We start from the raw sequence: 23252 nt of genomic DNA, 5'->3' as shown, positions 1-23252 counted from the left end.
ACCGGATCTCGCGGGCCATCGGTCCTCGCGGCCCGACGCTCCCCCCTGGGCTCGCCTGTCCTGTGAATCGTGCAATCACGGGAGGTGGTCCTCGAAGTGGACTCCCGATTCTGAGGCCGTCGGCACCGCTCCCCCGTTTCGCCGCAGGCCCACCGCCAGGGGCTTCGCGCGCACCCTTCCCCAGAAGCGACCGGGAGCCCGCCGACCCTTTCCGCGCCGGGACGACACGCCCCGCCCCGCCTACGTGGTGGCGGGCCTCCCGTCCCACCATCCGTCCCGGTCAATCTGTGGTGGGATGACCGGGCCGACTGGTGAGGGAGCCTCCGCGCTCCCTCGCCACCGTGGGTTCAGGCTGCGACCTCGGGGCGCCGCCGCGTCGTGACGAGCGTCTCGGCGATGAGGCACGCCAGCGCGAGCGCCAGGAAGTAGGTCCAGAGCGGCGTCCCCGCCCGCTCGCCGTCCGAGGCGAGCCCGGCTGCTCCTTCCACGAGGCGGACCGGGCGCCCGGTCGCTGCCTCCAGCCTCCTCACGGCCTCCGCCGGAGCGAGCGCCGCCGGGTCCGACTCGCGCGCGTCTTCGTTGACGGCGACCACGCGCAGCGTGCGGTCGCTCTGCACCACGCGGTACAGACCCGCCCGCGCGACCGCGTCGCCCACGTCCAGCACGACAGCACCCGGCACCGTCCGCTGGAGCGGGGTCAGCGTCACTCCATCGGGGCCGACGAGGCGAAGGGCGGTGCCCGGACCGACGCCCTCCACGCGGATCGTGCCTCCTTCGCGCGCGGTCAACTCGCCCGTGTCAGCGATCGACGACCCGGCAGCAAGGTAGGCCGCAGCGCGGTACAACAGGGGGACGAAGAGCCCCCGCTGGGGCAGGTCGCTCCAGCCGAGGTCGGGCGCGACACCGAACAGCAGCACGCTCCCCTCCCCTCGCCGGACCTCCTGGAGCAGCGGCGCCCCCGTCTGCGTGGCGATGAGCGTCGTCTCGTCGGCCCCGCCGGAACGGTAGCGCGCGACTTTTCGGAGGTCGACTGCTTCGGGCGTCGGTCGGGCCGCGTCGAAAACGCCCGCGAAGAGGGGGTGGTCGAGGTCGAGGTCGGTGGTCGTGCCGAGTACGTCGCCGCCGCTCTCCCCCACCGCGCCGTCGATCCGACCGGCGCCGAGGGCTGCCAGCATGGGATTGAGGGCATCTACGTCGTCGCCGGGGAACGCGAGCACGCCGCCGCCCGCGCCGACGAACGCCGCCAGCCGCCCTGGGTCGCCCACCGAGGCGGGGCCGACGAGCACGACGGCGTCATACTGGTCGAGGTCCGCGCCGGGCAGGGCGCCCTCGGCGATTTCGTTGAGCGCCACGCCCCCCGACTCGGCAGCGACGCCGAGCGCGAGCGCCACGAGATCGGCCCGCTGGCCGTCGCCGCGGACGAGCAGCACGCGCGGCGGCGGCGGCACCCGGAGCGCGAAGAAGCGGGCGTCGTCCCAGGCCGCGGCGTCCGCCTCGATACGGACTTCGCCGCCCAGCCACCCACGCGCGGGAGGCGTGACCGTGAATGGCACGCGGACCGGCTCTCCCGGAACCACGTCCACGGCCGTCTCGGCGACGCGCTGGCCGTCCAGGAGAAGCGCCGCGCCAACCGTCCCGGGCCGCCCCCCGTAGCGCACGACGGTCGCCTCGATCTGCACCGGCCGCCCCGGCTCGACGATCCGGCTTACGACCCGCACGTCCGTCACCGCCGTGTTGACCTGCGCCCTCGCGCCCAACGGCAGCAGCGTCAGGTCGATGCCTTCGGGCAGGGTGGCGCTCGCGGAGTCACTGAACGTAGCCGCCTGGAGGTCGCTCACGATCACGATTTCGCGCCTCAGGTGCTGCGCGCCCTCCAGCACGCTTCCCGCCCGTGCGATCGCCGCCGTGAGCGCCTCGGCCCCCGCCAGTGCGGGCGTGGATTCGATGGCATCGAGGACCGGCCCGGCGGTCGTGTAGGGCACGATGCGCGCCTCCACGGGCCGCGCGACGGGGAGCAGCGTTCGTTCGTCGCCCGCCCCCGTCGCCTCGATGACGGCGACACCGAGGCCGCGCGCCTGGTCGATCAGCGCGCCCTGCGCGTCCCGGAGCGTCATCGACCGGCTGTTGTCGAGCACCAGCACGAGGCTCCGCGCCGTCCCCTCCTCGAACACGCCCGCGTCGGCGGTCCGCGTCGGGCGCGCGAAGGCGAGCACGAGGAAGAGCACCGCCAGCGTCCGCAGTGCTAGCAGGAGCCACTGGCGAATGCGCATTCGCCGCATCGCCGTCGCCTCGATTTGGCGGACGAAGCGCAGCGTCGAGAAGTCGACCCGCTGCGGCCGACGGAAGTTGAACAGGTGCACGACGATCGGGATCGCCGCCGCCGCGAGGCCGACCAGGAGGAGCGGATTCAGAAAGCCCATGGCCGACGAACGTAGCCACACCCGTGAGTCGCGCGCCGTCCCCGACCCTGATCAGTCCGCTTCGGTACCGCGGCCGACCACCTCGCCCTCCGGAAACACGACCCGGGTGCGCGGCAGTGCCTCCGGGTGCGTCTCGCGGAGCCACTTCAGCAGACCCTCCCGGACCTCGCACCGCAGCTCCCACGCGTGGTCCGCGTTGGCCGCCGTCATCAGCGCCCGCATCTCGACGCCGCGCTCGCCGAGGTCGGTCACGTGGAGCCGCCACGTCTCGCCGTCGAAGTGCTCGGACGCCTCCACCAGCCGCCCCACCTCCGCTCGGACGGCGTCCACCGGCACGCTGTAGTCCGTCCGCAGGTAGACCGTCCCGATCACCTGCGACGCCGACCGCGTCCAGTTCTGGAACGGTGTCTCGATGAAGTACGAGATCGGCAGGACCAGCCGCCGGAGATCCCAGATCCGGACCACCACGTACGTCAGCGTGATCTCCTCCACGCGCGCCCACTCGCCCTCGACCACCACCACGTCGTCCACGCGGATGGGCTGCGTGATGGCGATCTGGATGCCCGCGAACAGGTTGCCGAGCACCCGCTGCGCTGCCAGGCCGAGCACGATGCCCGCGATTCCCGCCGACGCCAGCAGGCCCGTCCCCACCCGGCGCACCGACTCGAAGTGGAGCAGGATCACCGCCACGGCCACGACGACGACCAGCACATTCAGCAGTCGCTGAAACAGCCCGATCTGGGTCAGAATGCGGCGCTCGGAGAGGTTGTCGGCCTTGTTCGTGTCCAGCCGCTCCCCGAGCGACTGGCGGACGGCACTCATCGCGCGGATCACCAGCCGCGCCGCCGCGATCACCAGCCCGATCGAGACCGCCGTCGCTAGCGGACCGGCCACCCCACCCGCCTCGGCGGGCAAATGGCCGAGGCTGGCGCGCAGAGCGAGCAGGACCAGCACCCACCGCGCGGAGCGCTCCGTGTGGACCACCAGCAGCCCACGCAAGGGCAGCCGCTCCGGTGCCGTCCGACGGATCCGATGGAGCACACCGTACACCGACGCGTGGACCAGCAGCGCCCCGCCGAGCGCGACGGCCAGTATCACCCCGAAGCCCGGCCAGGGGTCGAGATCGGTGAACAGAGGGGTCTGGAGAGCGAGCGTCATCCGGGTCCAACGCTCGCGCTTCCAGCCCGTTGCGCCGACGCCCCACGGCAGCCCTTCCAGTCACACAGACTCCACCCACGAGAGCGCCCCCGCCAGCCGTAGCCAGCGGGGGCGCCGAGTCGCCGGGCCGAGCCGCGTCTAGCGGACGACCGTGACCTGGCGGGTCTCCACATCGCCACCGCTCATCAAGCGGAGGACGTAGACGCCCGACGCCAGACCGCTCACGTCGAGGTCGACGGTCTGCGGGGCAGTCGCGCTCACCGGGCCCTCGAAGGCCGTCAGCACGCGCTGGCCGAGCACGTTGAAGAGCGCCAGTTCCACCGGGGCAGCCTCGGCTACGGAGAACGTGACTCGCGTACGGCCGGCCGAGGGGTTCGGCTGCGGGGTCCCGAGGGCGAAGGCCCCTGCCTGCGGCTCCTCACCCGTCGAGGTCGAGGTACCGCCGCCTTCGGTCTCGTACGCGCCGCGGTCGTCGGGCGACATCGAACGCGTCATGCCACGCTGGTCGACATCGAACGCCGAGTCGCCCGAGTCGATGGCGGGGCTTCCCTCCATCAGCGCGTGCGTCGGGGTGAAGCCACCGTTCGCTGCGAGCGGCGCCAGCATCGGGTTCTGCCCGTCGGTGTCGGTGTCGTCACCGTTGACGGTGCAGCCGGTTACGTCCCCGATCAGGTTATACCCGTCCGAGTCGAACGTTCCGGAGCAGTCCGGGCCCATCCCGCCGGCCGAGTTGTCTGCGACGATGGTGTTCTGGACCGTGAACATGTCGGTGCTCGCCGAGAACAGGCCGCCGCCATCGTTGTCGGCGCTGTTGAGGGCGACCGTGACGCTGGACAGCGCGATGGAGGCCCCTCCGTTGTCGTAGATGCCCCCACCGTCCGTATCGGACGTGTTGCCCGTGACGGTCGAGTTGCCCATCGTCAGCGAGCCCGCGGCGTTGATCCACAGGCCACCGCCTTCGACCGCGCCGTTGTTGGCGAACGTGCTCATCGACACGTCCACCGCTCCGGCACCGCCAGCGTGGAGGCCGCCCCCGTTGCCCGGTGCGCCCTCGTCGATGACGTTGTTCGCGACGTACACCTGGCGGAGCGAGACGGTCGTCTCGTCATCCGTGCTTCCGTCGTCGAACAGTTCGATGCCCGCGCCGGCGCGGTTGGCCGTGTTGCCGGTGACCTCGGAGAACGCGAGCGTCGCCGAGGCACCGTCGGCGACGAGGACGCCACCGCCTGAGCCCGCCGTGCCGTTGGCCGTGTTGCCGTTGATGAGCGTGTACCGGACCGACGCTATGCCGCCAGTCTCCACGTAGAGACCGCCGCCACCGATGCCCGCCTCGTCACCTGAGGCCTCGTTGCCAGAGAGGACCGTGAAGAACGACCGGTCGCCGTCCTCTGCGTCGTCGTCGTCGTCGTTGTCCCCATCGGCGCCGCCGTTGATCGTCAGCGTCCCGTTCGTCCACAGGCCACCGCCTTCGACGGCCATGTTGTCGGCGATGATGCCACGCGTGATGGTCACGTCGCCGCCTCCGCTGTGGAGGCCGCCGCCGTTCCCGGGCGCGCCGTCCTGGATCCAGTTCTTGTCGAGGCGAACGTCGGTCAGCGAGACCGTACCGCCCGCGTCTTCGATGCCACCACCGGCCCGGTTGGCTCGGTTGCGGCGGATCGAGGTGCCCTGGGCGAGCAGGTCACCAGCCGAGAAGATGCCGCCGCCCGAGCCGGACGTACCGTTGGCGACGTTGCTCTCGATGAGGGCCTCGAACACCTGGATCACGCCCGACGGCGTGGCATAGAGGCCGCCGCCGCCCTGGTCTGCGTCGTTGCCCCGCGCCACGTTGCGCGTGATCGCAGCCGGCGTGACCGTCGGAATCACGATGTCCATGTCCATCGGGTCGGGGATGCCAGCTTCGTCGCCGGTGATCACCAGCGCGCCGCTGGTCCAGAAGGCGCCGCCTTCGATCGCTACGTTCCGGTGGTACTGTCCGCCGGCCACCACGACGGTCCCGCCGCCGCTGTGGACGGCGCCGCCGTTGCCGGGGTTGGCCGCAGCCACGACCCGGTTCTCCTCGAACGTCGACATGACGATGACGACCGTGCCGCCGTCGTCTTCAAGCCCGCCGCCGGCGCGGCGAGCGACGTTCTCGGAAACCGTGCTCGTCATGACCCAGGTCGCGCCGCCGCTCCCGTTGAGAATGGCGCCTCCCGACCCCGAGGTCCCGATCGCGTGGTTGTCGATCGCGGTGATGTTCTGGAGGATGAGCAGGCCGCCGTCGTTGAAGAGGGCACCCCCACCCTGAATCCGGTCCGCGGAGCCGTCGCCCACGGCGATGTTGCCGGTGAACATGGTGTTCGAGACACGCATCGTCTCGCCGCTATTCCAGAAGCCGCCGCCTTCGCGAGCCACGTTCTCCGAGACCATGCCGCCGGTGATGTCGGCCGAACCGTCGGCCGAGAGATGGACCGCCCCGCCGTTGCCCGGGTTCATGCCCGCGTTGTTGGCCGAGAAGTCGACGCCGGCCATCGTCAGGGCCCCGTCGCGGTTCTCGATGCCGCCGCCAGCCCGCTGGGCGCGGTTCGCTGTGAACGTCACATTGACGAGCATGGCGTCGGCGCCGTTGAGGAAGATGGCACCGCCCGAGCCCGAGGTGCCGATGGCACGGTTGTTCGAAAACGTCGCGTCCTCGAGCCGGTCGATCGGGCCGAGCGCGTAGATGGCGCCGCCGCCGTCGGTCGCCGCGTCGCCCGCTGCCCAGTTGTCGTCGAAGGAGACGTCGGAGGCCGAGAACCGAGCGCCCTCGCGCACCAGGACCGCCCCGCCTCGGTCAACGCGACCGCCGCGCGTCAGGGTCATGTTGGACAGAGTGAGGTCGCCGCTGGTGCTCACGTCGAAGATGCGGTACCGGTTGTCTCCATCGAGTGTGATCGTCCCGAGCAACAGGGCGCCGTCGATCGAGATCTGCGACGTGACGACGAAGCCGTCCTGGTTCAGCGTCACGTTCGGCAGCAGCACGCCTCCTCCGAACACGATGGTGTCGGCGCCGTCGCCAGCGGTGCAACCGTCCACGACCGCGTCGGTGTTTGCAGCGGCGATCGCCTCGCGCAGCGAGCAGTCACCGTCGGTGTTCTGCTCGTCGTTGTTGGTGTCGACGGTGATCGTGGCCGCCTGTGCCGCCACCGACCAGCCAACGGAAAGAAGCAGAGTGAGGAGAAGCGTGGCGCGCTGAAGTGCGCCGCCCACGCGAGGTGTAGAGAAGGTCATGGAGAGAGGGTGGTGGGAATGCGAACGATGAAGAGAGATCAGTCGAGGCCAGTGTCCTGACCCAATGAGATGGAGGGGTGCTTCCTTTCTCGCCTCCTTTCCGTTCCACTCTCGTACACATATGAGAGTCTGTCTGACTTCCGCGGTGGGACAACCCAGGACACGTCGCCCGTGGGATCCCCCACGGCTGACACCACGGTTTCACAGGTCGCGGGCATCTTCGGTGGCTGGGCAGCGTTGGCGCCTCTCCAGCGTTTGCACCGACGCTCCGACCCCACCTCCTCCCGATGGCGAAGACGACTCAGGCCCCTACGAGCACGGCCCCGAAGACCAAGACCTCGCGCAAGACGAAGGTCGCCGCCGACACCAAGAACCGATTCGTCGGGCGGGATCTCGTGGTGAAGGGCGCGCGGCAGCACAACCTGAAAGGCATCGACGTCACGATTCCGAAGCGGCAGTTGGTGGTCGTGACCGGACCGTCGGGCTCCGGCAAGTCGTCGCTGGTGTTCGACACGATCTACGCCGAGGGCCAGCGGCGGTACGTCGAGAGCCTGAGCGCCTATGCGCGCCAGTTCCTCGACCGGATGGACAAGCCCGATGTGGACCTGATCACGGGCCTCGCGCCCGCGATCGCTATCGAGCAGCAGACCGGCACCAAGAACCCGCGCTCGACGGTCGCCACGCAGACGGAGGTCTATGACTACCTGCGCCTGCTCATGGCGCGCGTCGGGACCACGATCTCGCCGGTGTCGGGCGAGGTCGTGACGCGCGACTCGCCCCGCTCGGCTGCCGAGGCGGTGCAGGCGGCGCTGCCTGCCAAGACGCGGTTCTACCTCTGCTTCCCCTTCCCGGCGCACAAGGGAGTCAAGAAGACCCAGGAGCTCGACGCGCTCCGCGCCCGCGGCTTCTTCCGCCTCGTCGCCTTGCCGACCGACAAGCAGGCTGCGAAGGGCGCGCAGGCGGAGGTGATCGACCTGAGCGAGATCGCCTCGGACGCCGTGCGGACGCCCGTCGCGCGATTGTACGTCCTGGTCGACCGGCTGGCTACGGACCCCGACAAGGACGCCACCACCAATCGCATCGCAGACTCCGTCGAGCAGGCGTTCGCCGAAGGCGAGGAGCGGGCGGTGGTCATCACGGCCCCGAAGGAAGGCCCGTTCGAGGTGATCCCGTTCTCCGCGCTCTTCGAGCGCGACGGGATGACGTTCGAGGAGCCGACGCCTCAGCTGTTCTCCTTCAACAGCCCCCTCGGCGCCTGCCCGGCCTGCCAGGGCTTCGGACGCGTCCCCGGCGTCGACCCGGACCTCGTCATCCCGAACCCGGAGTTGTCGCTCCGCCAGGGCGCGCTCGCTCCGTTCCGCACAGAGCAGTGGTCCAGTCACCAGCGCGCGCTTGTCCGCATCGCGGGCCAGGAGGGGATCGACCTAGACGTTCCCTACACCCTGCTGCCCAAGGCCCAGAAAGACCTCGTGTGGGCAGGCAAGGGCGAGTACGCCGGGGTGAATGGCTTCTTTGCCTACCTCCAGAAGAAGCAGTACAAGATGCACTATCGCATCTACGCGGCGCGCTTCCGCGGCTATACGCGGTGCCCGGCGTGCGACGGGTTCCGGCTTCGTCCGCAGGCGCTCCATGTCAAGCTGAAGGGCCCCGCCCTGGGCGCCTCGGCGGACGACGCGACCGAGTGGTTCCACATCGGCGAGCTGTCTGAACTGACGACCGCCGACGCCAAGGCCTTCTTCGATGCCGTCGAGTTGTCGGAGCACGACCAAGAGGTCGCCGGACGCCTGCTGACGGAGGTCCGCAAGCGCCTCACGACGCTGGTCGACGTCGGGCTGGACTACCTGACGCTGGACCGCCTCGCGATGACGCTCTCCGGGGGCGAGACCCAGCGGATCAACCTCGCGACCAGCCTCGGATCGAGCCTCGTCGGCAGCCTCTACGTGCTGGATGAGCCGACGATCGGCCTCCACCCACGCGACAACGACCGGTTGATCACGATCCTGGAAGGCCTCCGCGACATCGGCAACACGGTCCTCGTGGTGGAGCACGACGAGCAGATGATGCGCCGGGCAGACCAGATCATCGACATCGGGCCGGGCTCGGGCGCGCTCGGCGGCGAGGTCATGTTTCAGGGATCGTTCGACGCTGCCCTCGACGACCCCAACAGCCTCACTGGCGCCTACCTCTCGCGTCGCAAAACGATTCCTGTCCCTGAGTCCCGCCGCGAGATCGACCCCGAGCGCATGATCACGGTCAAGGGCGCGCGGCAGCACAACCTGAAGCGACTGGACGTGTCCTTCCCGCTCGACGTCATCACCGTCGTCACCGGCGTCTCCGGATCCGGCAAGTCGACCCTGGTCCACTCGACGCTCTACGCCGCGCTCCAGCGGATCAAGGGCAACAGTTTCGAGGGCAAGGTCGGCGCGCACGACGAGATCACAGGTGCGCAACTCGTCGAGACCGTCGAGATGGTCGACCAGTCACCCATCGGAAAGAGCCCGCGTTCCAACCCGGTGACCTACATCAAGGCGTTCGACGCGATCCGTGAGTTGCTCGCCAGCACGCACCAGGCGAAGGTCCGCGGGTACCGTGCGGGGACGTTCTCGTTCAACGTGCCCGGTGGGCGCTGCGAGACGTGCCAGGGCGAAGGCGTCGTGCAGGTCGAGATGCAGTTCCTGGCCGACCTCTACCTGGAATGCGAGGCGTGCCACGGCGCTCGCTTCAAGCAGGACGTGCTGGAGATCCGGTTCAAGGGGAAGAACATCGCTGAGATCCTCGACCTGACGGTCGACGAGGCGGTCGCCTTCTTCAAGGGTCAGAAGCGGGTCGAGAAGAAGCTAAAGACCCTTCAGGAGGTCGGCCTCGGGTACCTCACGCTCGGCCAGCCGTCCAACACGCTCTCTGGCGGCGAAGCCCAGCGCGTCAAGCTGGCGGCGCACCTCAGCAAAACCCACCAGGGCCACACGCTCTATCTGTTCGACGAGCCCACGACCGGCCTCCACTTCGATGACATCCGGAAGCTCCTCGCGGCTTTCAACGCGCTCGTCGAGGCGGGCCATACCGTCGTCCTGATCGAGCACAACCTCGACGTGATCAAGGCCGCCGACTGGCTCATCGACATCGGCCCGGAGGGAGGCCGCCGGGGCGGCTTCGTGGTCGCCGAAGGCACCCCAGAGCAGGTCGCGCTGGTGGAGGCCAGCCACACGGCACCGTTCCTGCGCGAGGCTCTCGCCTAGTGCGCGGGAGCGCGAGTGTGGGTATCTCCTACACCCCACGGCCCTCGGATCACGTGTCCCCTCTGCGCATCGCCCTCTTTACGGGAAACTACAACCATGTCGAGGATGGCGTGTCGAGGACGCTCGGCCGCCTCGTCGGCTACCTGACGGGTCAGGGGCATGAGGTTCTCGTCCTTGGACCGACCATCGACGACCCTCTCGATCAGCCGGGCACCTTCCTGGCTGTGCCCTCCGTCGCCCTTCCTGGACGACCCGAGTACCGGATGAGTACGCGCTTTCCGGCCGACGCGCAGCGGGCGGTCGAGCGATTCGCTCCCCATGTCGTCCACATTGCGACACCAGACATTCTAGGTCACCGGGCGTTGAAATGGGCAGAAACACTCGATATACCGATCGTCACGACCTACCACACGCACTTCGCGTCCTACCTGGACTTTTACCACCTCGGGTGGTCGGAGGGCCTCCTCTGGTCCCGGTTGCGAGGGTTCTACAACCGATGCGAGGAGGTGTATGCCCCGACTCCAGCGATGCGTGATGCCTTGATCGCTCACGGCATCAGGTCCACGATCCGTCTCTGGCCGCGGGGCATCGAGTTGGACCGCTTCCGCCCCGAGGCGCGGTCGGACGTGTGGCGACAGGGGCAGGGCTTCTCAGAGGAAGAAGTGATCGTGTCGTTCGTGAGCCGGCTGGTGAAGGAGAAGGGCCTCGATGTGTTCGCGGAGACGGTCCGGTCTCTTCAGGCAGAGGGACACCCTGTGCGCGCCCTGGTCGTCGGAGAGGGACCAGAGCAAGAGAGTCTTCGTGCGGCTCTGCCCGACGCCGTCTTCGCAGGGCACTTGTCGGGAGACGATCTCACGACAGCGTATGCGTCGTCTGATGTGTTTCTCTTCCCGAGCGAGACCGAGACGTTCGGCAACGTCACCCTGGAGGCGATGGCCTCTGGCCTCGGCGTCGTTGCGGCCGATGCAGCTGGGACGGCCAGCCTCATTGATGACGGACGGACCGGCCTCCTCTGCCCGCCGCGTGACCGCGCCGCTTTCCTCGACGCGACGCGACGCCTCGTGACGGACGCGTCGCTCCGACATCGCCTCGGTGCGGAGGCTCGGATCGCTGCCTCGGCCTACGACTGGTCCGAGGTTCTCGAGCGCATGGTGACCTACTACCGCGGAGTCATCTCTGGTTAGCGGAAGACGTACTTCTTCGGCGGGGCGGCGGGGATTTCCGGTTCGACATCCGGTCAAGAGGCCCATCTGGAGCTTAACCAGGGCGTAATCGGACGATTATATAAAGCCCAGTCTCTTGTGCGCCAACAACTTACCCTCCCCACGGCCGGAATCTCCCCGCCGCGAAGCTCTGGGCTACGCGATGACGACGAACGTTTTGGCTACTTGGAGCACCGTTAGCTCCTGTCGGTCGGCTGCGCGCGCTCAGAGGTCGGGCGGAGCTTGAACGAAGGACGCCGGATCGCCTCGGGGTCGCCGAGGTCGTACTGCCGACGGCGCTTGCGTGTGCGGTCGAGCCAGTGGTTGTCTTCGAGAACCTGGAGCAGAGCCGGGTAGAAGACGAGCGTCGCAGCCAGCGTCCCACCGATGCCGACGACCGCCAGGACTCCGATGGACCGGAGGCCGGGGTGAGACGACAGAAGCAGTCCGCCGAACCCGACGAGGTTGGTGAGCGCGCCCATCGTGACGTGCTCGCCAGTCGACCGGAGGACGCGACGAACCGAGCCTCTTCCCTCTTCTCGGTAGCGGTGCGTCAGGTGGACCCCACCGTCGTTGCCGATCCCGAGCACGGTCGGAAGCACGACGAGGTTGTAGAACGTCAACTGGACCCCGAAGAGCTCCATCATCCCCAGCATCCACGACAGCCCGATCATGAGCGGCATGACCGCCACGAACGTCCACTTCAACGAGCGGAACGAGACGTAGACCAGGAGGAAGACGAGTAGGAAGGTGACACCGACCATGAGCGGGCTCTCCTCCTGCATCAGCCTGAGCATGTCGGCTGCGACGAGCTGGGTGGATGCTGCGTAGTACTCCCCGCCCTCTGGCGTCGAGACCTGGCCGATCAGTTCGGCGAACCGGATCGAGCGTCGGCCATCCGCCATGTTGCCACGCGGGAAGACGATCACGAAGTTGCCGATCTCCCCGCTTCGCGTCGTGAACGGCCGAGTCAGAAATGCCGGGACGCTATCGAGAGGAATGGGCTCAGTCGCCGAGGCCGCCCTCCGGAGGCGGTCGATCTGACCTGTCGTGTCGGCCAGGAGGAACGGGTCGTTGAGCACCTCGCGAATGTCGGCGAGGCGGATCAGCTTGGCAGCGATCCCAGCGCTGTCGGTTGGGAAGCGCTCCTGCAGGCTCTCGACAGCGAGGATGAGCGAGTCTTGCTCCGAGAGGGACTTGACAGCCTCGGTGACCTCCTGAACTGCTTGTGGAGTGTCGAGGAGGAGATACGCAGGGTTGCGCCGCTCGCTCTGACCGAATACCGGCTCCAGGGCCTCGGCGCGTCGGTAGTACTCGTCGTACTCGGGCTCCAGATTCGAGAAGTTGTACTCGAACGAGACCTTCGGGATGGCGATCACGCACGCGACCGTAACCGCCAGGCAGACCACCACGATGGTTCGCGCGAATGGAAAGCGTGGGTCGGTGTCGACCGTGACCGCCTCTCCGCGGAGCTGGAGATCGAGTGCGCCGGTGCGCTCCGCGATGGCCAGGAGCGCGGGCAGGACGGTGAGCATCGAGACGACGGCGAAGAGGATGCCGAGGCCACCGATCAACCCGAACTCGCTGAAGCCGCGGAAGTCGGCCAGCTGCAGCACGAAGAGCGCGCTGGCGGTCGTGAGCGCCGAGACAGCGATGCCCTGGCCGGTGCTCACGAACGTCTCCTCGACAGCCGCGCCCACGCCACGCCCGAGGCCGCGCTCCTCTGCGTAGCGTGCGTAGAAGTGAATCCCATAGTCGATCCCGAGCCCGAAGAGCACGAGCCCGAGCGTCGAGGTCATCAAGTTGAGCGTCCCAAACGCCACCCCTGCGACTCCGCCTGCCCACGACAGACTGATGAGCAATGGAACCGTCAGGAGAAGCGCCGTGACCGGCGTCCGCAACAACTCGCTCCCGACGACACGCCAGACCAACCGCCCGCCGGTCTTGGCCTGGATCGACTTGTAGAGGAAGTACAGCACCACTGCCAGGATCACCGACAGCACACCGGCGCCGAAGGAGTTGCGCACATCGTTGGTGATCGAGCGCACCTCGATGGTCTGACGGAGCAGGCGCCCCGCCGCTGTCACCTCCATGTTCGGATCGTACGACTGCGGGTCGAGTCTCGCGATCGTGCTGTCGAGGTCGGCGTACAGACGCTCGACGAAGGCGAGATCGGTCTGAGATCCGGTCGGGTAGAACTTGACGACGAGCGTCGTGGAGTCAGGGCTGAGGAAGTACTCTGTCAGCGCCAGTTGCGCGAGGTCGGCCCGGAGTTGGTCTCCCTCCCGCTGGCGTTGCGCACGCGCGCTGTCCTGTGCCGCTCCGAAAAGATCCATCCGTAGTGGATCTGTCGCCGACCGGACCTGCTGTGCCTGCTCCCTGAGGAAGCGCTCCAGACGGTCCAGCTCCTCGAAGGTGGCGAAGTAGAGCGCGTTCTCGGACACGAACCGAACATCGCGGCGGAAGTCGACGCGCGTGAAGTACGGATCCCCTCCTGCCGGCTGCGTCATCGCCATCGCAGCGGGCACCAGAGCTTCTGCGAACGCGAGGTTTTTCTCGAACGACGGGCTGTAGATCGCGACGTCCACCGTCGTCTCGGCACCGACGTTCTCCTGCAGCCGGGTGATCGCTTGAACGCTCGTGTACTCGGGCGGCAGGAGCGTGATGATGTTCGAGTCGATCCGGAGATCCATCGCTCGCCAGACCCCCAGCACCGACAGCGCGAGCGCGAGCGCGACCACCAGCAACGGGTGCGCCACGATCCAGCGAGGAATGAACCGGAGACGGTCGAATACCACGGGCGGTCAGAGAGGACGAGCGGAGACTAGGTCAGAAACCAGGGCAGCCCTCTGGTTTCACGTGAAACGTCAGACCGGAATCCCAACAGCGTGGAGTGACCAGCCGATGATCGCTGCGGCGAGAATCAACCACACCACGTTTACCCCTCGCCAGAGCACGAGCACCACAGCACCCACCGCGATCCCCCATGCTGCGGGAGTGGTCAATGCACCCAGAGCAAGCCGAACTGTGACGACGGCCATGAGAGCGACCGATGCTGCATTGACGGCATCGAGCAGGGCTGCCGTGAACGGGTGTTCGCGGAGCTTGGGGACGAGCGGGTGCAAGAGACCCGTAAACACAAACGCCGGAAGGAAGATGGCGGCTGTCGCCACCACAGCACCGGGCACACCCTGGACGAGGTAGCCAACGGCTGTCGAGGTGGTGAGTACCGGGCCTGGCGTGAGCTGCCCGATCGCGATGGCGTCGAGCAACTGGGTCTGCGTGAGCCACCCGAACCGGCCCACCACGTCCGCCTCGAGGTAGGCAACGAGGACGTAGCCACTTCCATAGAGGACAGCGCCGACCTTGAGGAAAAAGAGCCCGAGGGTTCCGAGGGAGGGTGCCGCAGCGGCCGCCCCCTGGAAGAGCACGCCCAGGAGCGGGACCGCACTCACGGACGCCAACGAGGATGGAGGCGCGGTGGGTCGACGCACCATGTAGAGAACCACTCCACCCACCAGTCCTCCCCCGAGGAGGGCCGGGATCTCGCGCACGCCGAGCATGAGCAGAGCCGTGATACCGAGCGCTACCAGCCCCGTCGGCACCGAAGCAATGGCTTTTTTGCCGAGGCGCCAGAGGGCACCCAGAATCACAGCCAGCACGGCGGCCGGGATGGCAGCGAGCACGGGCGCCACATCTGGAATCTCAGCGCTGCGGACATAGAGCCACGCCAGCGCGAGCGTCATCCCCGAAGCGGGCAGAATGAAGGACGCGCCGGCCACGAAGAGACCGAGCCACCCGGCCCGCGAGAAGCCGACGTGCATCGTCATCTCTGTCGAGTTCGGCCCTGGAATCAGATTGGTCGCACCGACGAGATCGAGAAACGACTGCGGGGACATCCACTGCCGCTTCTGGACCACCTCGTCTTCCATCATCGCGATGTGTGCGGCAGGGCCACCGAAGCCCACGACGCCCAGTGTGAAGAAGAGCCGGGCGAGTTCAGCCAACCGGGCACCCAGCGACGAAGACGGAGGCGCGTGCATCTGCAATGGAGCGAGAGCGTAGGTCCCCCTACCCCGCTCCCCATCGCCCCGGTTTCCATGCTCGACGACGGCCCGATCCTCCTCTTTGACGGCGTCTGCACCCTTTGCGATCGGTCCGTCCAGTTCATCCTCGACCACGACTCAGCAGAAGCCTTCCGGTTTGCGTCGCTTCAGTCCAACGTAGGAAGGCGGTTGCTGGAGTCCCACAGTCTCGATCCTGACCGACTCGACTCGGTCGTCCTGGTGAACGGTGCGGACGTGTACGAGCGGTCTGAGGCGGCGTGGCGTATCGCTGCGCGGTTGGACGCGCCCTGGCGATGGGCCGCTGTCGGACGCTGGATCCCCAGGGTCATCCGCGACTGGCTCTACGATGGCGTCGCGGAGAACCGCTACCAGTGGTTTGGGACCCGCGAGGCGTGTCGCATGCCTCGTCCGGGGGAACGGGACCGGTTCTTGGATGCGGATGAACTGGCATCCACCGGCCCTGCGTCGTAGCCTCACGACCCTCTCCCCTCCCCACTGATGGCCCATACCTACGATTCCCTCTCCGTCGGCGACAGCTTCTCCTGGTCGCGTCAGATCACGATGGACGATGTCCGCGCGTTCGCCGATGTTACCGGAGACGACAACCCGATCCACATCGACGAGGCTGCGGGTGCGGCGAGCCGGTTCGGCAAGCCGGTCGTCCACGGGGTCTACCTGCTCGGGATCGCGTCGAAGGTGCTCGGCCGGGACTTCCCCGGTCCAGGCTCCATCGCCGTCTCGCTATCGGCCAAGTTCCTGCGCCCGGTGCCGGTCGGCGAGGAGGTAACCATAGAGGTGAAGGTGGCGGAGAAGATCGAGCGTCACGGTCACGTCAAGGTCCGGATGTACGCCTACTGCAACGGCAAGATGTCGCTCGGGGGTGAGGCTGTCGTCATCCCCCCTCCCGCCGACGAGCAGGACTGACGCAAGAAGGGCCTGGATCGAAGTGATCCAGGCCCTCTGTAGTAGGCTCCGAGGCGGACGGGGTCAGCCGGGCAGCTTCACCGTCGTGCCCGCCGGAATGCGGGTCGTGAGGTCCAGCTGGTTCATGATGGCGATGGACTGCGTCGTCTCGCCGCCCGGAATCGTCCGGCCCTGGAGCAAGGCCTGGAGGGTCGTCGCGCTGTTAACCGTCGTCACTTCCAGTCGCGACGGTTGCCGGTTGAGGTAGCGGCTGTCGGTGAGCCGGTCGAAGCTCCCCGCCGTCGAACGGAAGACGCTCGCGTACTGGCCGAAGGAGCCCGCGGCCGTGAGGCCGAGAATCTGATAGACCTGACCGCCGTACTCGATGAAGGTCGCTGAGAAGCCCGCGGCACCGCTCTGCTGCTGAGCCGTCCCCTCCACTCGGTACGCCGGGTAGCCGTTCACCGAGACCGCACCACTAGAGGAGGCCTGGACGCCCTGCTGCTGGGCGAGGGCGCGACCTGCGGAGGACGCGGAGGTACCCTGCGCGAGCGTCAACTGGATCACAGCCGCTCCGTTGGGCTCACCCATCAAGAAAGCCGACGGCGAGTTCTGCGTCTGCCATCCGTTCGGGTAGGACAGCACGAAGCGGAGCTCCGGGTGGTAGAACCGGTTGCCCTCGGTGAAGCCCTGCCGGGGATCCTCACCGAGCACGATGCCCTGAATCTGAGCGAGGAACGGAGCCGCGTTCACCTCGGTCCCCTGCGGGTCGTACTGAGCCGCGAGCTGCGGAATCGTCTGGGCTCGCTCGCCCGGATCCGGGTGGGTGGAGAGGAAGCTGGGCACGCTCTGCCCCGACTGCTGGCTGAGCCGCTGGAGGGAGACGAAGAAGCGGGCGGCCTCGGACGCATCGTAGTCAGCAAACTCAGCGTAGGCGACGCCCGCCTGATCGGCCTCCCGCTCGGCATCACGGCCGTAGCTAAGCTGGAGAAGCTGGAGGCCGGTCCCACCGTAGTTCAGAATGCCCTCGGCCACCCGGCCGCCGCCGACGACGCCTCCCAGGACAGCAGCCCCGAGAAGACCGAACTGACTGAGCTGGGCTCGGGCAGCCTGCTCAGAGGAGTGCCGGCCGAGCACGTGGCCGATCTCGTGCCCGAGGACCACGGCCAACTGAGCTTCATTCTCCAGGTAAGCGAGGAGCCCCCGAGTCACGTACACGTATCCGCCAGGCAGCGCGAACGCGTTCACCACGGGGGAGTCCAGCACTCGGAAGTAGAACGGCGTGTTCTTGATCTCCTGAGGCGTGTTCGGATCATTGTAGGCACTCGTGCTCAGCACATCCTGCGCGACGCGCTCGACGTAGGCCGTCAAGGATGGATCATCGTAGAGGCCGAACTGAGCCTGGATCTGCTGATCCGCCTCGGTACCCAGTTGGACCTCTTGAGCCCAGGTATAGGCACCGCGCTGCTGCTCGCCGGTGACGTAGTTGACGTTCGTGGTGCCGCACGCCGACAGCATGGCGACCAGCACGAGAGAGAGGGCCGGCCGGAAGGCCAGACGTAAGGGGTTCATCATGAGAGAGGAGCGGTGGGAAGGGGATGCAAAGCTGCGACGACGCCACGTTCCACGTGAAACGCAGCATGCTCGTCGGCCTCGAACGGCACGACACCGTCGAAGGGTTCTGACCGCGCAGCCGTGACGAAGGACTGACCGAGCGTACCCGATACGAGAAGGTCGAGAACGACGCGAGACCGATCGGGATCGAGAGGCCCGAACACGTCGTCGAGCAGAAGAAGGGGCGGCTCGTCGGTGCGCTCCCGGACGTAGAGTGCTTGGGCGACCCGGACGGCCAGGGCGAAGGTCCGATGCTGTCCTTGAGACGCATACGGCCGCAGGTCGAAGCCGTCGATCTGAAACGCGACTTCGTCGAGGTGGGGGCCCACGAGTGTCCGGCCGAGATCGACGCTGCGTCGCCGAGTGCGAGCGAGCGAGCGCCGCATCGCATCAGTGTCATCCGCATCATCAGACCCGCTCGACGGTTGGTACGCCAACGAGGGCACGCCGCCGGGCGAGCCGAGGAGATCGTAGGCGTCCACGAGCAACTCCGCAAACCGATTGAGGAACGAGCGCCGGCGGGCAACGATGCGCCCCCCGAGGGTGGCCAGTTCCTCATCCCACGCGTCCATGGTCCCGGGAGCCTGGGGACGGCCGCGGCGGACCTGCTGCAGGAGCGCGTTCTTCTGCTTGAGCGCCCGTCGGTACTTGAGTACGTCGTCCAGGTAGACCGGGAAGACCTGGCTCAACGTGGCGTCCAGCAGGCGCCGACGCTCGACGGGCCCGCCCGCGGTCAACTCATGATCGGAGGGAGACAGGATGACGACCGGAACGCGTCCGACCAAATCCGCCAGGCGATCCAGAGCAGCACCGTTCGCAAAGGCTCGCTTCCCCTCCCCCGGAACGAACGCGAGGCGGAGCCGGACATCGGGACGATCTTCCCCATCGAACACACCCTCGACGGTGAAGTGAGGAGCACCGCGCTGTAACAGGGTCGCATCCGAGGCGCCGAGAAAGCTCTTCCCCAGACAGAGAGTGCCGAGCGCCTCCAGGACGTTCGTCTTCCCCGCTCCATTCGCCCCGACGAGAAGGTTCACGCGGGGCGCGAAGTCGAGCATCGTCGCGGTGTGCGCGCGGAAGGAGGACAACGAGAGACGACGAAGGCGCACGGACAATCAGGGGCGGCGGAGTCATACCGGTCGCCGTCTGCGATGTTCGCTAATCTCATGTCCCGCACACTGCACACCAGATGGGTTCAGCTTCTCGCATCAGTCTTGTACTTGGACTCCTGGGTGTCCTGGTAGTGACAGCGGACGCTTGGGGGGGGCCACAGGATGAACGGGAGTGCGAAGAACGCCGAGCTTCTCTCTACGAGGACCTCGTCGAGCGACGCAACGACGGGCCCGAGGCACGGCGCGTCCTGATGGACCGCCTCCAGGTGCTGAAGAACCAGTACGGCGAAACGGCTCCGATCTGCCTGGGCAGATTGCAGGAGCACACTGCGTTCCTGTACGTCATGGACGAGCGCTACGCCGAGATGGAGGCATGGATCGCCCGGTACCTGGAGGGGGCGGGCTCCCACACGAGCATCCGATCCAAGATCATGTTGCACAATCATCGGGGGTACGCGCTCCGGCAACTCGGAAGGAGTCTGGAAGGGGCACAGGCGACGTTCCGAGCGGCCAGTTTCGCCGACCAGGCCGAGGCCGTCCACGGCGCCCGCGCGCTGATCACTGCTGGCTACATCGCGCGGTATCTCGGCGAGGAGGGCCCTGCGACCGAGTACTTCGAGTCGGCGCTCCGCCTCATCGCGGACAGTCTGGAGAGCGACCCCGCCTTGTTAGACCAGCAAGGGTCAGCACTGACCAGCCTGTCCATCTTGACCGATCAGCAGATCCAGCGCGCGGGCTCCGATGCCGAGCGCGACTCCCTGATCGACCTGCTGGACCGGCGGACCTCCGCCGCACTGGCGGTGCTGTCTTCGGACGGCCAGCCTGCTGGTCACCGGGCGCACGTCGCCAACCTGAGTGCACTCGTGGCAGCCTGGCGTGGCGACATGGACCTGGCACGAGCCCGCATGCGGTCGTCCCGAAGGCTCGCCGAACGAGCAGGCATCCTGATGCCGCTGGCCCTGTGGAACACCTACATCACCGAGGGGCGGATCGCAGAACTCTCGGGCGATCTGCAGGGCGCCCGCGCGGCGTTCGAACGCGCCCGCCAGGAAGCGATCCGCACAGAGGAGACGCCGAACGAGGCCGATGCCCTGGAATACCTCGGCCGCCTCGACGAGCGGCAGGGCGACTGGGAGGCCGCCGCACTGGCGTACCAGGCAGCCATCGACCGCCGGGAAATCGTGCGCGACCGCCTCGGCCTCGGCGACTGGAGCGCCTCGGCATTCGCTCTGATGCAGACGCCGTACCGCGGTCTCGCTCGGGTGCGGCTTGCCCAGGGTGACGCCGTCGGCGCCTTCCAGGTGCTGGACCGCACCCGAGCGAGATACCTGCAGGATCTCCGGCGCCACCACAGCATCCGCGTTTCGCTCAAGGACGAGTCACGACAGGCCGTCGACAGCGTCGCCAGCTTGCTATCGGCAGCGCGCCTCGACGTGCTCAGCGCCGAGTCCGCTGCCGAGCGAGCGGCTCTGCAGGAGGAGGTGTCCGTGCTCCAGCAACGCATCGCACACCTCACGTCGACCGATGCGTCCCCGGCGGCGAACGAGGCAGTGGACATCGCAGCGCTGCAGCGCATCCTCGCCGATGAGGACCGCACACTGATCTCCTACATGATCGGCGCCGACGAAGGCGTCGCGTTCATCGTTCGGGCAGACACCCTCGTCGCTGTCCCGCTCCCTGCGACGACCCGGCGCGTGCGAGAGCACTTGCGGGCCATCGGGTCTCCCTGGAACGGACGCGCCCCGGACCTGGCGTTCTCCCTCCCCCCCCTCCACGCCCTCTACCGGGATCTGGTGGAGCCCATCCGCATGTGGGTGTCCACGTCGCAGGTCACGATCATCCCGGACGAAGTCCTCACGACCGCCCCGTTTGCCATCTTCCTGACCGCTCCCGGGGAGGACTATGAAAACGCTCCTTACCTGCTGCGTGACTGGGCGATCACGACAGATCTGGCCGCTGCGCTCGTGACATCACCGGCCGACAAGGAGGATCGTGAGATCGACATCCTGGCGATGGGCAGAAGCGTGTTCGGCTCAGAGCGTTCCACGTGGAACGACCCCGGGCTCGCTGACCTTCCCAACGTCCACGAAGAGGTCCGCCGAGTAGGGAGCCACGGACAGACGCGTGTACTGCGAGATGAGCAGGCGACCGAGGTGCAGTTCCAACGGGACGCGGGCCAAGCGCGGATCATCCACCTCGCGTCTCACGCTCAGGCCCGACCAGAACTCCCGCTCTACTCTCGGATCGTGCTCCACGAGGGAGAAGGAGAAGATGGCATCCTCCACCTCTACGAAATCCTGAACACACCACTCCAGGCCGATCTGGTGGTGCTCAGTGGATGCTCGACGGCCGATGGAGGCAGGCAGGATGGTGAGGGACTGGTTGGCCTCCAGTATGGCATGCGCGCAGCAGGATCCGATGCGACGGTCGCGACACTCTGGCCCGTCGCCGACCGAGCGACCGCGAGCCTCATGGAGTCCTTCTACGAGGGACTGGAGTCTGGCCTCGGGAAAGACGAGGCGCTGCAGCAGGCACAACTCACCTACTTGGAGGATCACGAGGGACTGGCCGCCAGCCCGTTCTACTGGGCGGCTCCGGTGCTGTCGGGAAACCCATCGCCGGTCCCGCTCCGCTCGCGGATTCCATGGACATGGCTGGCACTGGGGGCCGTCGGAGTCGCAGGCGGGCTAGCTTGGCGCTTTCGACCGCACCCCGCCAATGCCTGACCGCCCTGCCCTCTTCGACGAACTCCAGACCCTGACGACGGAGACGCGAAACCCACGAACCCTGACCATCGACACGGCGCCGCTGCCAGAGGTCGTCCAGATGCTGCACGAGGAGGACCAGCGCGCCGTAGACGCGGTGACGCCGGAGCTCCCCTACGTCGTGCAGGCCGTCGAGATCATCGAGCACGCGTTCCGAAACGGAGGCCGGTTGTTCTACGCCGGAGCCGGAACGAGCGGCCGCCTCGGTGTGCTGGATGCCGCGGAGTGCCCGCCGACCTTCGGCACGCCGCCGGAACAGGTCCAGGGACTGATCGCCGGTGGACAGGCCGCGATGTTCGTCGCACAGGAAGGCGCCGAGGACCACGAGTCAAACGGCGCGGAGGACATCGACGCCGCGGGCGTCACCGAGCGCGACGTGGTCTGTGGCATCGCCGCGAGCCGCCGGACGCCTTACGTGGTCGGTGCGGTGGCGCGGGCCCGGGAGCTTGGAGCCAAGACGCTGTTCGTGACCTGCAACCCCCGCAGCCGCTTCGACCTCGACGTGGACGTGGCCATCTGCGCCGACGTCGGACCGGAACCGATCATGGGATCGACGCGCATGAAGAGTGGCACAGCGACCAAGCTCATCCTCAACATGCTCTCGACCGCCACCATGGTCCGCCTCGGGAAGGTGTACGAGAACATGATGGTCGACCTCCAGATGACCAATCTCAAGCTGGTCGAGCGGTCGAAGAAAATCGTCATGACGGCCACGGGCGTCGACTACGACACCGCGGCCGAGGTGCTCGACGCAGCCGACGGGCACGTCAAGACCGCTCTCGTCATGGTCCTGGCCGACGTGGACGCCGAGGCGGCCCGGGCTCGGATCGAGGAGGCCGACGGCTTCGTCCGACACGCTATCGCAGGCACCAGGCCAGGGGCGGCGTCGGGGTGACAGACCGAGGGCAGTGGGCGGAGGGAAGTTGATGCCATCCGGCCCACACCGACGGGAAGAACCGGAGATGCCATGGAGTCCGCCCACACAGGGAACTGGCCTCCGCGCCGACGCTTCCCAAGCTGGACATGTGGACTCTGTCTCTCCTGCTCGCCCTCACCTGTTCCGCGGACACGACGGACCGCAGGACGGACGATCTGTATGCTGCCATCACGCAGTACGTCCGGCCAATCGGGCTCGACTGGAGCCGGCGGACGACGCGCATCGCGTGGATCGATATCACCCGCGATGGGCGTGAGGACGCGCTCGTCTACCTGAGTGGCGCCGACTGGTGCGGCTCGGGCGGGTGCACGCTTCTCGTATTCGAGCAGATGGACCCGCGCGATGCCGAGGAGTTCGGACGCTTCCGCCCTTCCGCTGAGATCAGCATGGTCAGCGGACCGATCCGCGTGGTCCGGAGCCGGGGATACTGGAGCGACCTCATCGTCCGCAGCCCCCGAGGGTGGTCCCGACTCCGGTTCGACGGGGAATCCTACCCGATGAGCCCTGCCGACGGCGAGCCAGTGCGGGGGCAGGTTCCGCGTGGCCGCGTCGTCTTCGGTAGCCGCTGACGCAAGACGTTTTCGTT

General features: G+C 67.5%; 14 protein-coding genes. 7 read left to right on the top strand and 7 right to left on the bottom strand.

Annotated features, from left to right (window positions below):
• Nucleotides 1-347 precede the first annotated feature (347 nt).
• From B1759_RS09565 to B1759_RS09555, 3 genes are all read right to left on the bottom strand, one after another.
• On the bottom strand, nt 348-2420 hold the full coding sequence (locus B1759_RS09565) for a BatA and WFA domain-containing protein (RefSeq protein WP_095514780.1): 2073 nt from the start codon (nt 2418-2420) through the stop codon (nt 348-350).
• A 51-nt stretch (nt 2421-2471) separates the two neighbouring features.
• The gene (locus tag B1759_RS09560; RefSeq protein ID WP_095514779.1) at nt 2472-3578 is read right to left on the bottom strand and encodes a mechanosensitive ion channel family protein; all 1107 of its coding nucleotides are present in this window, start codon (nt 3576-3578) and stop codon (nt 2472-2474) included.
• 138 nt (nt 3579-3716) lie between these two features.
• Nucleotides 3717-6830 (bottom strand): choice-of-anchor Q domain-containing protein, encoded by a 3114-nt coding sequence (locus B1759_RS09555; RefSeq protein WP_143537329.1) that lies wholly within the window; start codon nt 6828-6830, stop codon nt 3717-3719.
• Between the two features lie 287 nt (nt 6831-7117).
• On the opposite strand from B1759_RS09555, the gene uvrA reads away from it, so the two are divergent.
• A complete protein-coding gene (gene uvrA / locus B1759_RS09550; RefSeq protein WP_095514777.1) occupies nt 7118-10066 on the top strand; it encodes an excinuclease ABC subunit UvrA in 2949 nt (982 codons plus the stop codon).
• A gap of 53 nt (nt 10067-10119) precedes the next feature.
• The gene (locus B1759_RS09545; protein WP_158225195.1) at nt 10120-11250 is read left to right on the top strand and encodes a glycosyltransferase family 1 protein; all 1131 of its coding nucleotides are present in this window, start codon (nt 10120-10122) and stop codon (nt 11248-11250) included.
• A gap of 215 nt (nt 11251-11465) precedes the next feature.
• On the opposite strand, the gene B1759_RS09540 is transcribed toward B1759_RS09545, so the two are convergent.
• Both B1759_RS09540 and chrA read right to left on the bottom strand, forming a co-directional pair.
• Nucleotides 11466-14066: an RND family transporter gene (locus tag B1759_RS09540; RefSeq protein WP_095514775.1), complete on the bottom strand. Its 2601-nt coding sequence runs from the start codon at nt 14064-14066 to the stop codon at nt 11466-11468.
• Nucleotides 14067-14135: 69 nt separating this feature from the next.
• On the bottom strand, nt 14136-15275 hold the full coding sequence (chrA, locus tag B1759_RS09535; RefSeq protein ID WP_198948806.1) for a chromate efflux transporter: 1140 nt from the start codon (nt 15273-15275) through the stop codon (nt 14136-14138).
• A 93-nt stretch (nt 15276-15368) separates the two neighbouring features.
• Between chrA and B1759_RS09530 the strand changes: the two genes are divergently transcribed.
• Complete coding sequence (locus tag B1759_RS09530) at nt 15369-15806, top strand: thiol-disulfide oxidoreductase DCC family protein (RefSeq protein WP_095514773.1); 438 nt, start codon at nt 15369-15371, stop codon at nt 15804-15806.
• 27 nt (nt 15807-15833) lie between these two features.
• The gene (locus B1759_RS09525) at nt 15834-16259 is read left to right on the top strand and encodes a MaoC family dehydratase (RefSeq protein WP_095514772.1); all 426 of its coding nucleotides are present in this window, start codon (nt 15834-15836) and stop codon (nt 16257-16259) included.
• A 63-nt stretch (nt 16260-16322) separates the two neighbouring features.
• On the opposite strand, the gene B1759_RS09520 is transcribed toward B1759_RS09525, so the two are convergent.
• Nucleotides 16323-17813, bottom strand: a complete 1491-nt coding sequence (locus B1759_RS09520) for a M48 family metalloprotease (RefSeq protein ID WP_095514771.1) — start codon at nt 17811-17813, stop codon at nt 16323-16325.
• Complete coding sequence (locus tag B1759_RS09515) at nt 17810-18961, bottom strand: DNA replication/repair protein RecF (protein ID WP_095514770.1); 1152 nt, start codon at nt 18959-18961, stop codon at nt 17810-17812. The genes B1759_RS09520 and B1759_RS09515 overlap by 4 nt, the downstream gene beginning before the upstream one ends.
• A 254-nt stretch (nt 18962-19215) precedes the next feature.
• On the opposite strand from B1759_RS09515, the gene B1759_RS09510 reads away from it, so the two are divergent.
• The 3 genes from B1759_RS09510 to B1759_RS09500 all read left to right on the top strand — a co-directional run bounded on the left by B1759_RS09510 (nt 19216) and on the right by B1759_RS09500 (nt 23235).
• Nucleotides 19216-21690 (top strand): CHAT domain-containing protein, encoded by a 2475-nt coding sequence (locus B1759_RS09510; protein ID WP_158225193.1) that lies wholly within the window; start codon nt 19216-19218, stop codon nt 21688-21690.
• Nucleotides 21683-22624 carry an N-acetylmuramic acid 6-phosphate etherase gene (gene murQ / locus B1759_RS09505; RefSeq protein WP_095514768.1) on the top strand — a complete coding sequence of 314 codons (942 nt, stop codon included), beginning with the start codon at nt 21683-21685 and terminating at the stop codon, nt 22622-22624. Before B1759_RS09510 ends, murQ begins: the two co-directional genes overlap by 8 nt.
• Nucleotides 22625-22752: 128 nt before the next feature.
• Nucleotides 22753-23235, top strand: coding sequence for a hypothetical protein (locus B1759_RS09500; RefSeq protein WP_095514767.1), 483 nt, complete (start codon nt 22753-22755; stop codon nt 23233-23235).
• Nucleotides 23236-23252 lie beyond the last annotated feature (17 nt).

Source organism: Rubrivirga sp. SAORIC476, from assembly GCF_002283555.1.
GTDB lineage: Bacteria > Bacteroidota > Rhodothermia > Rhodothermales > Rubricoccaceae > Rubrivirga.
The sequence above is the reverse complement of the archived record's forward strand: the minus strand, read 5'-3'. Positions and strand labels throughout refer to the sequence as shown.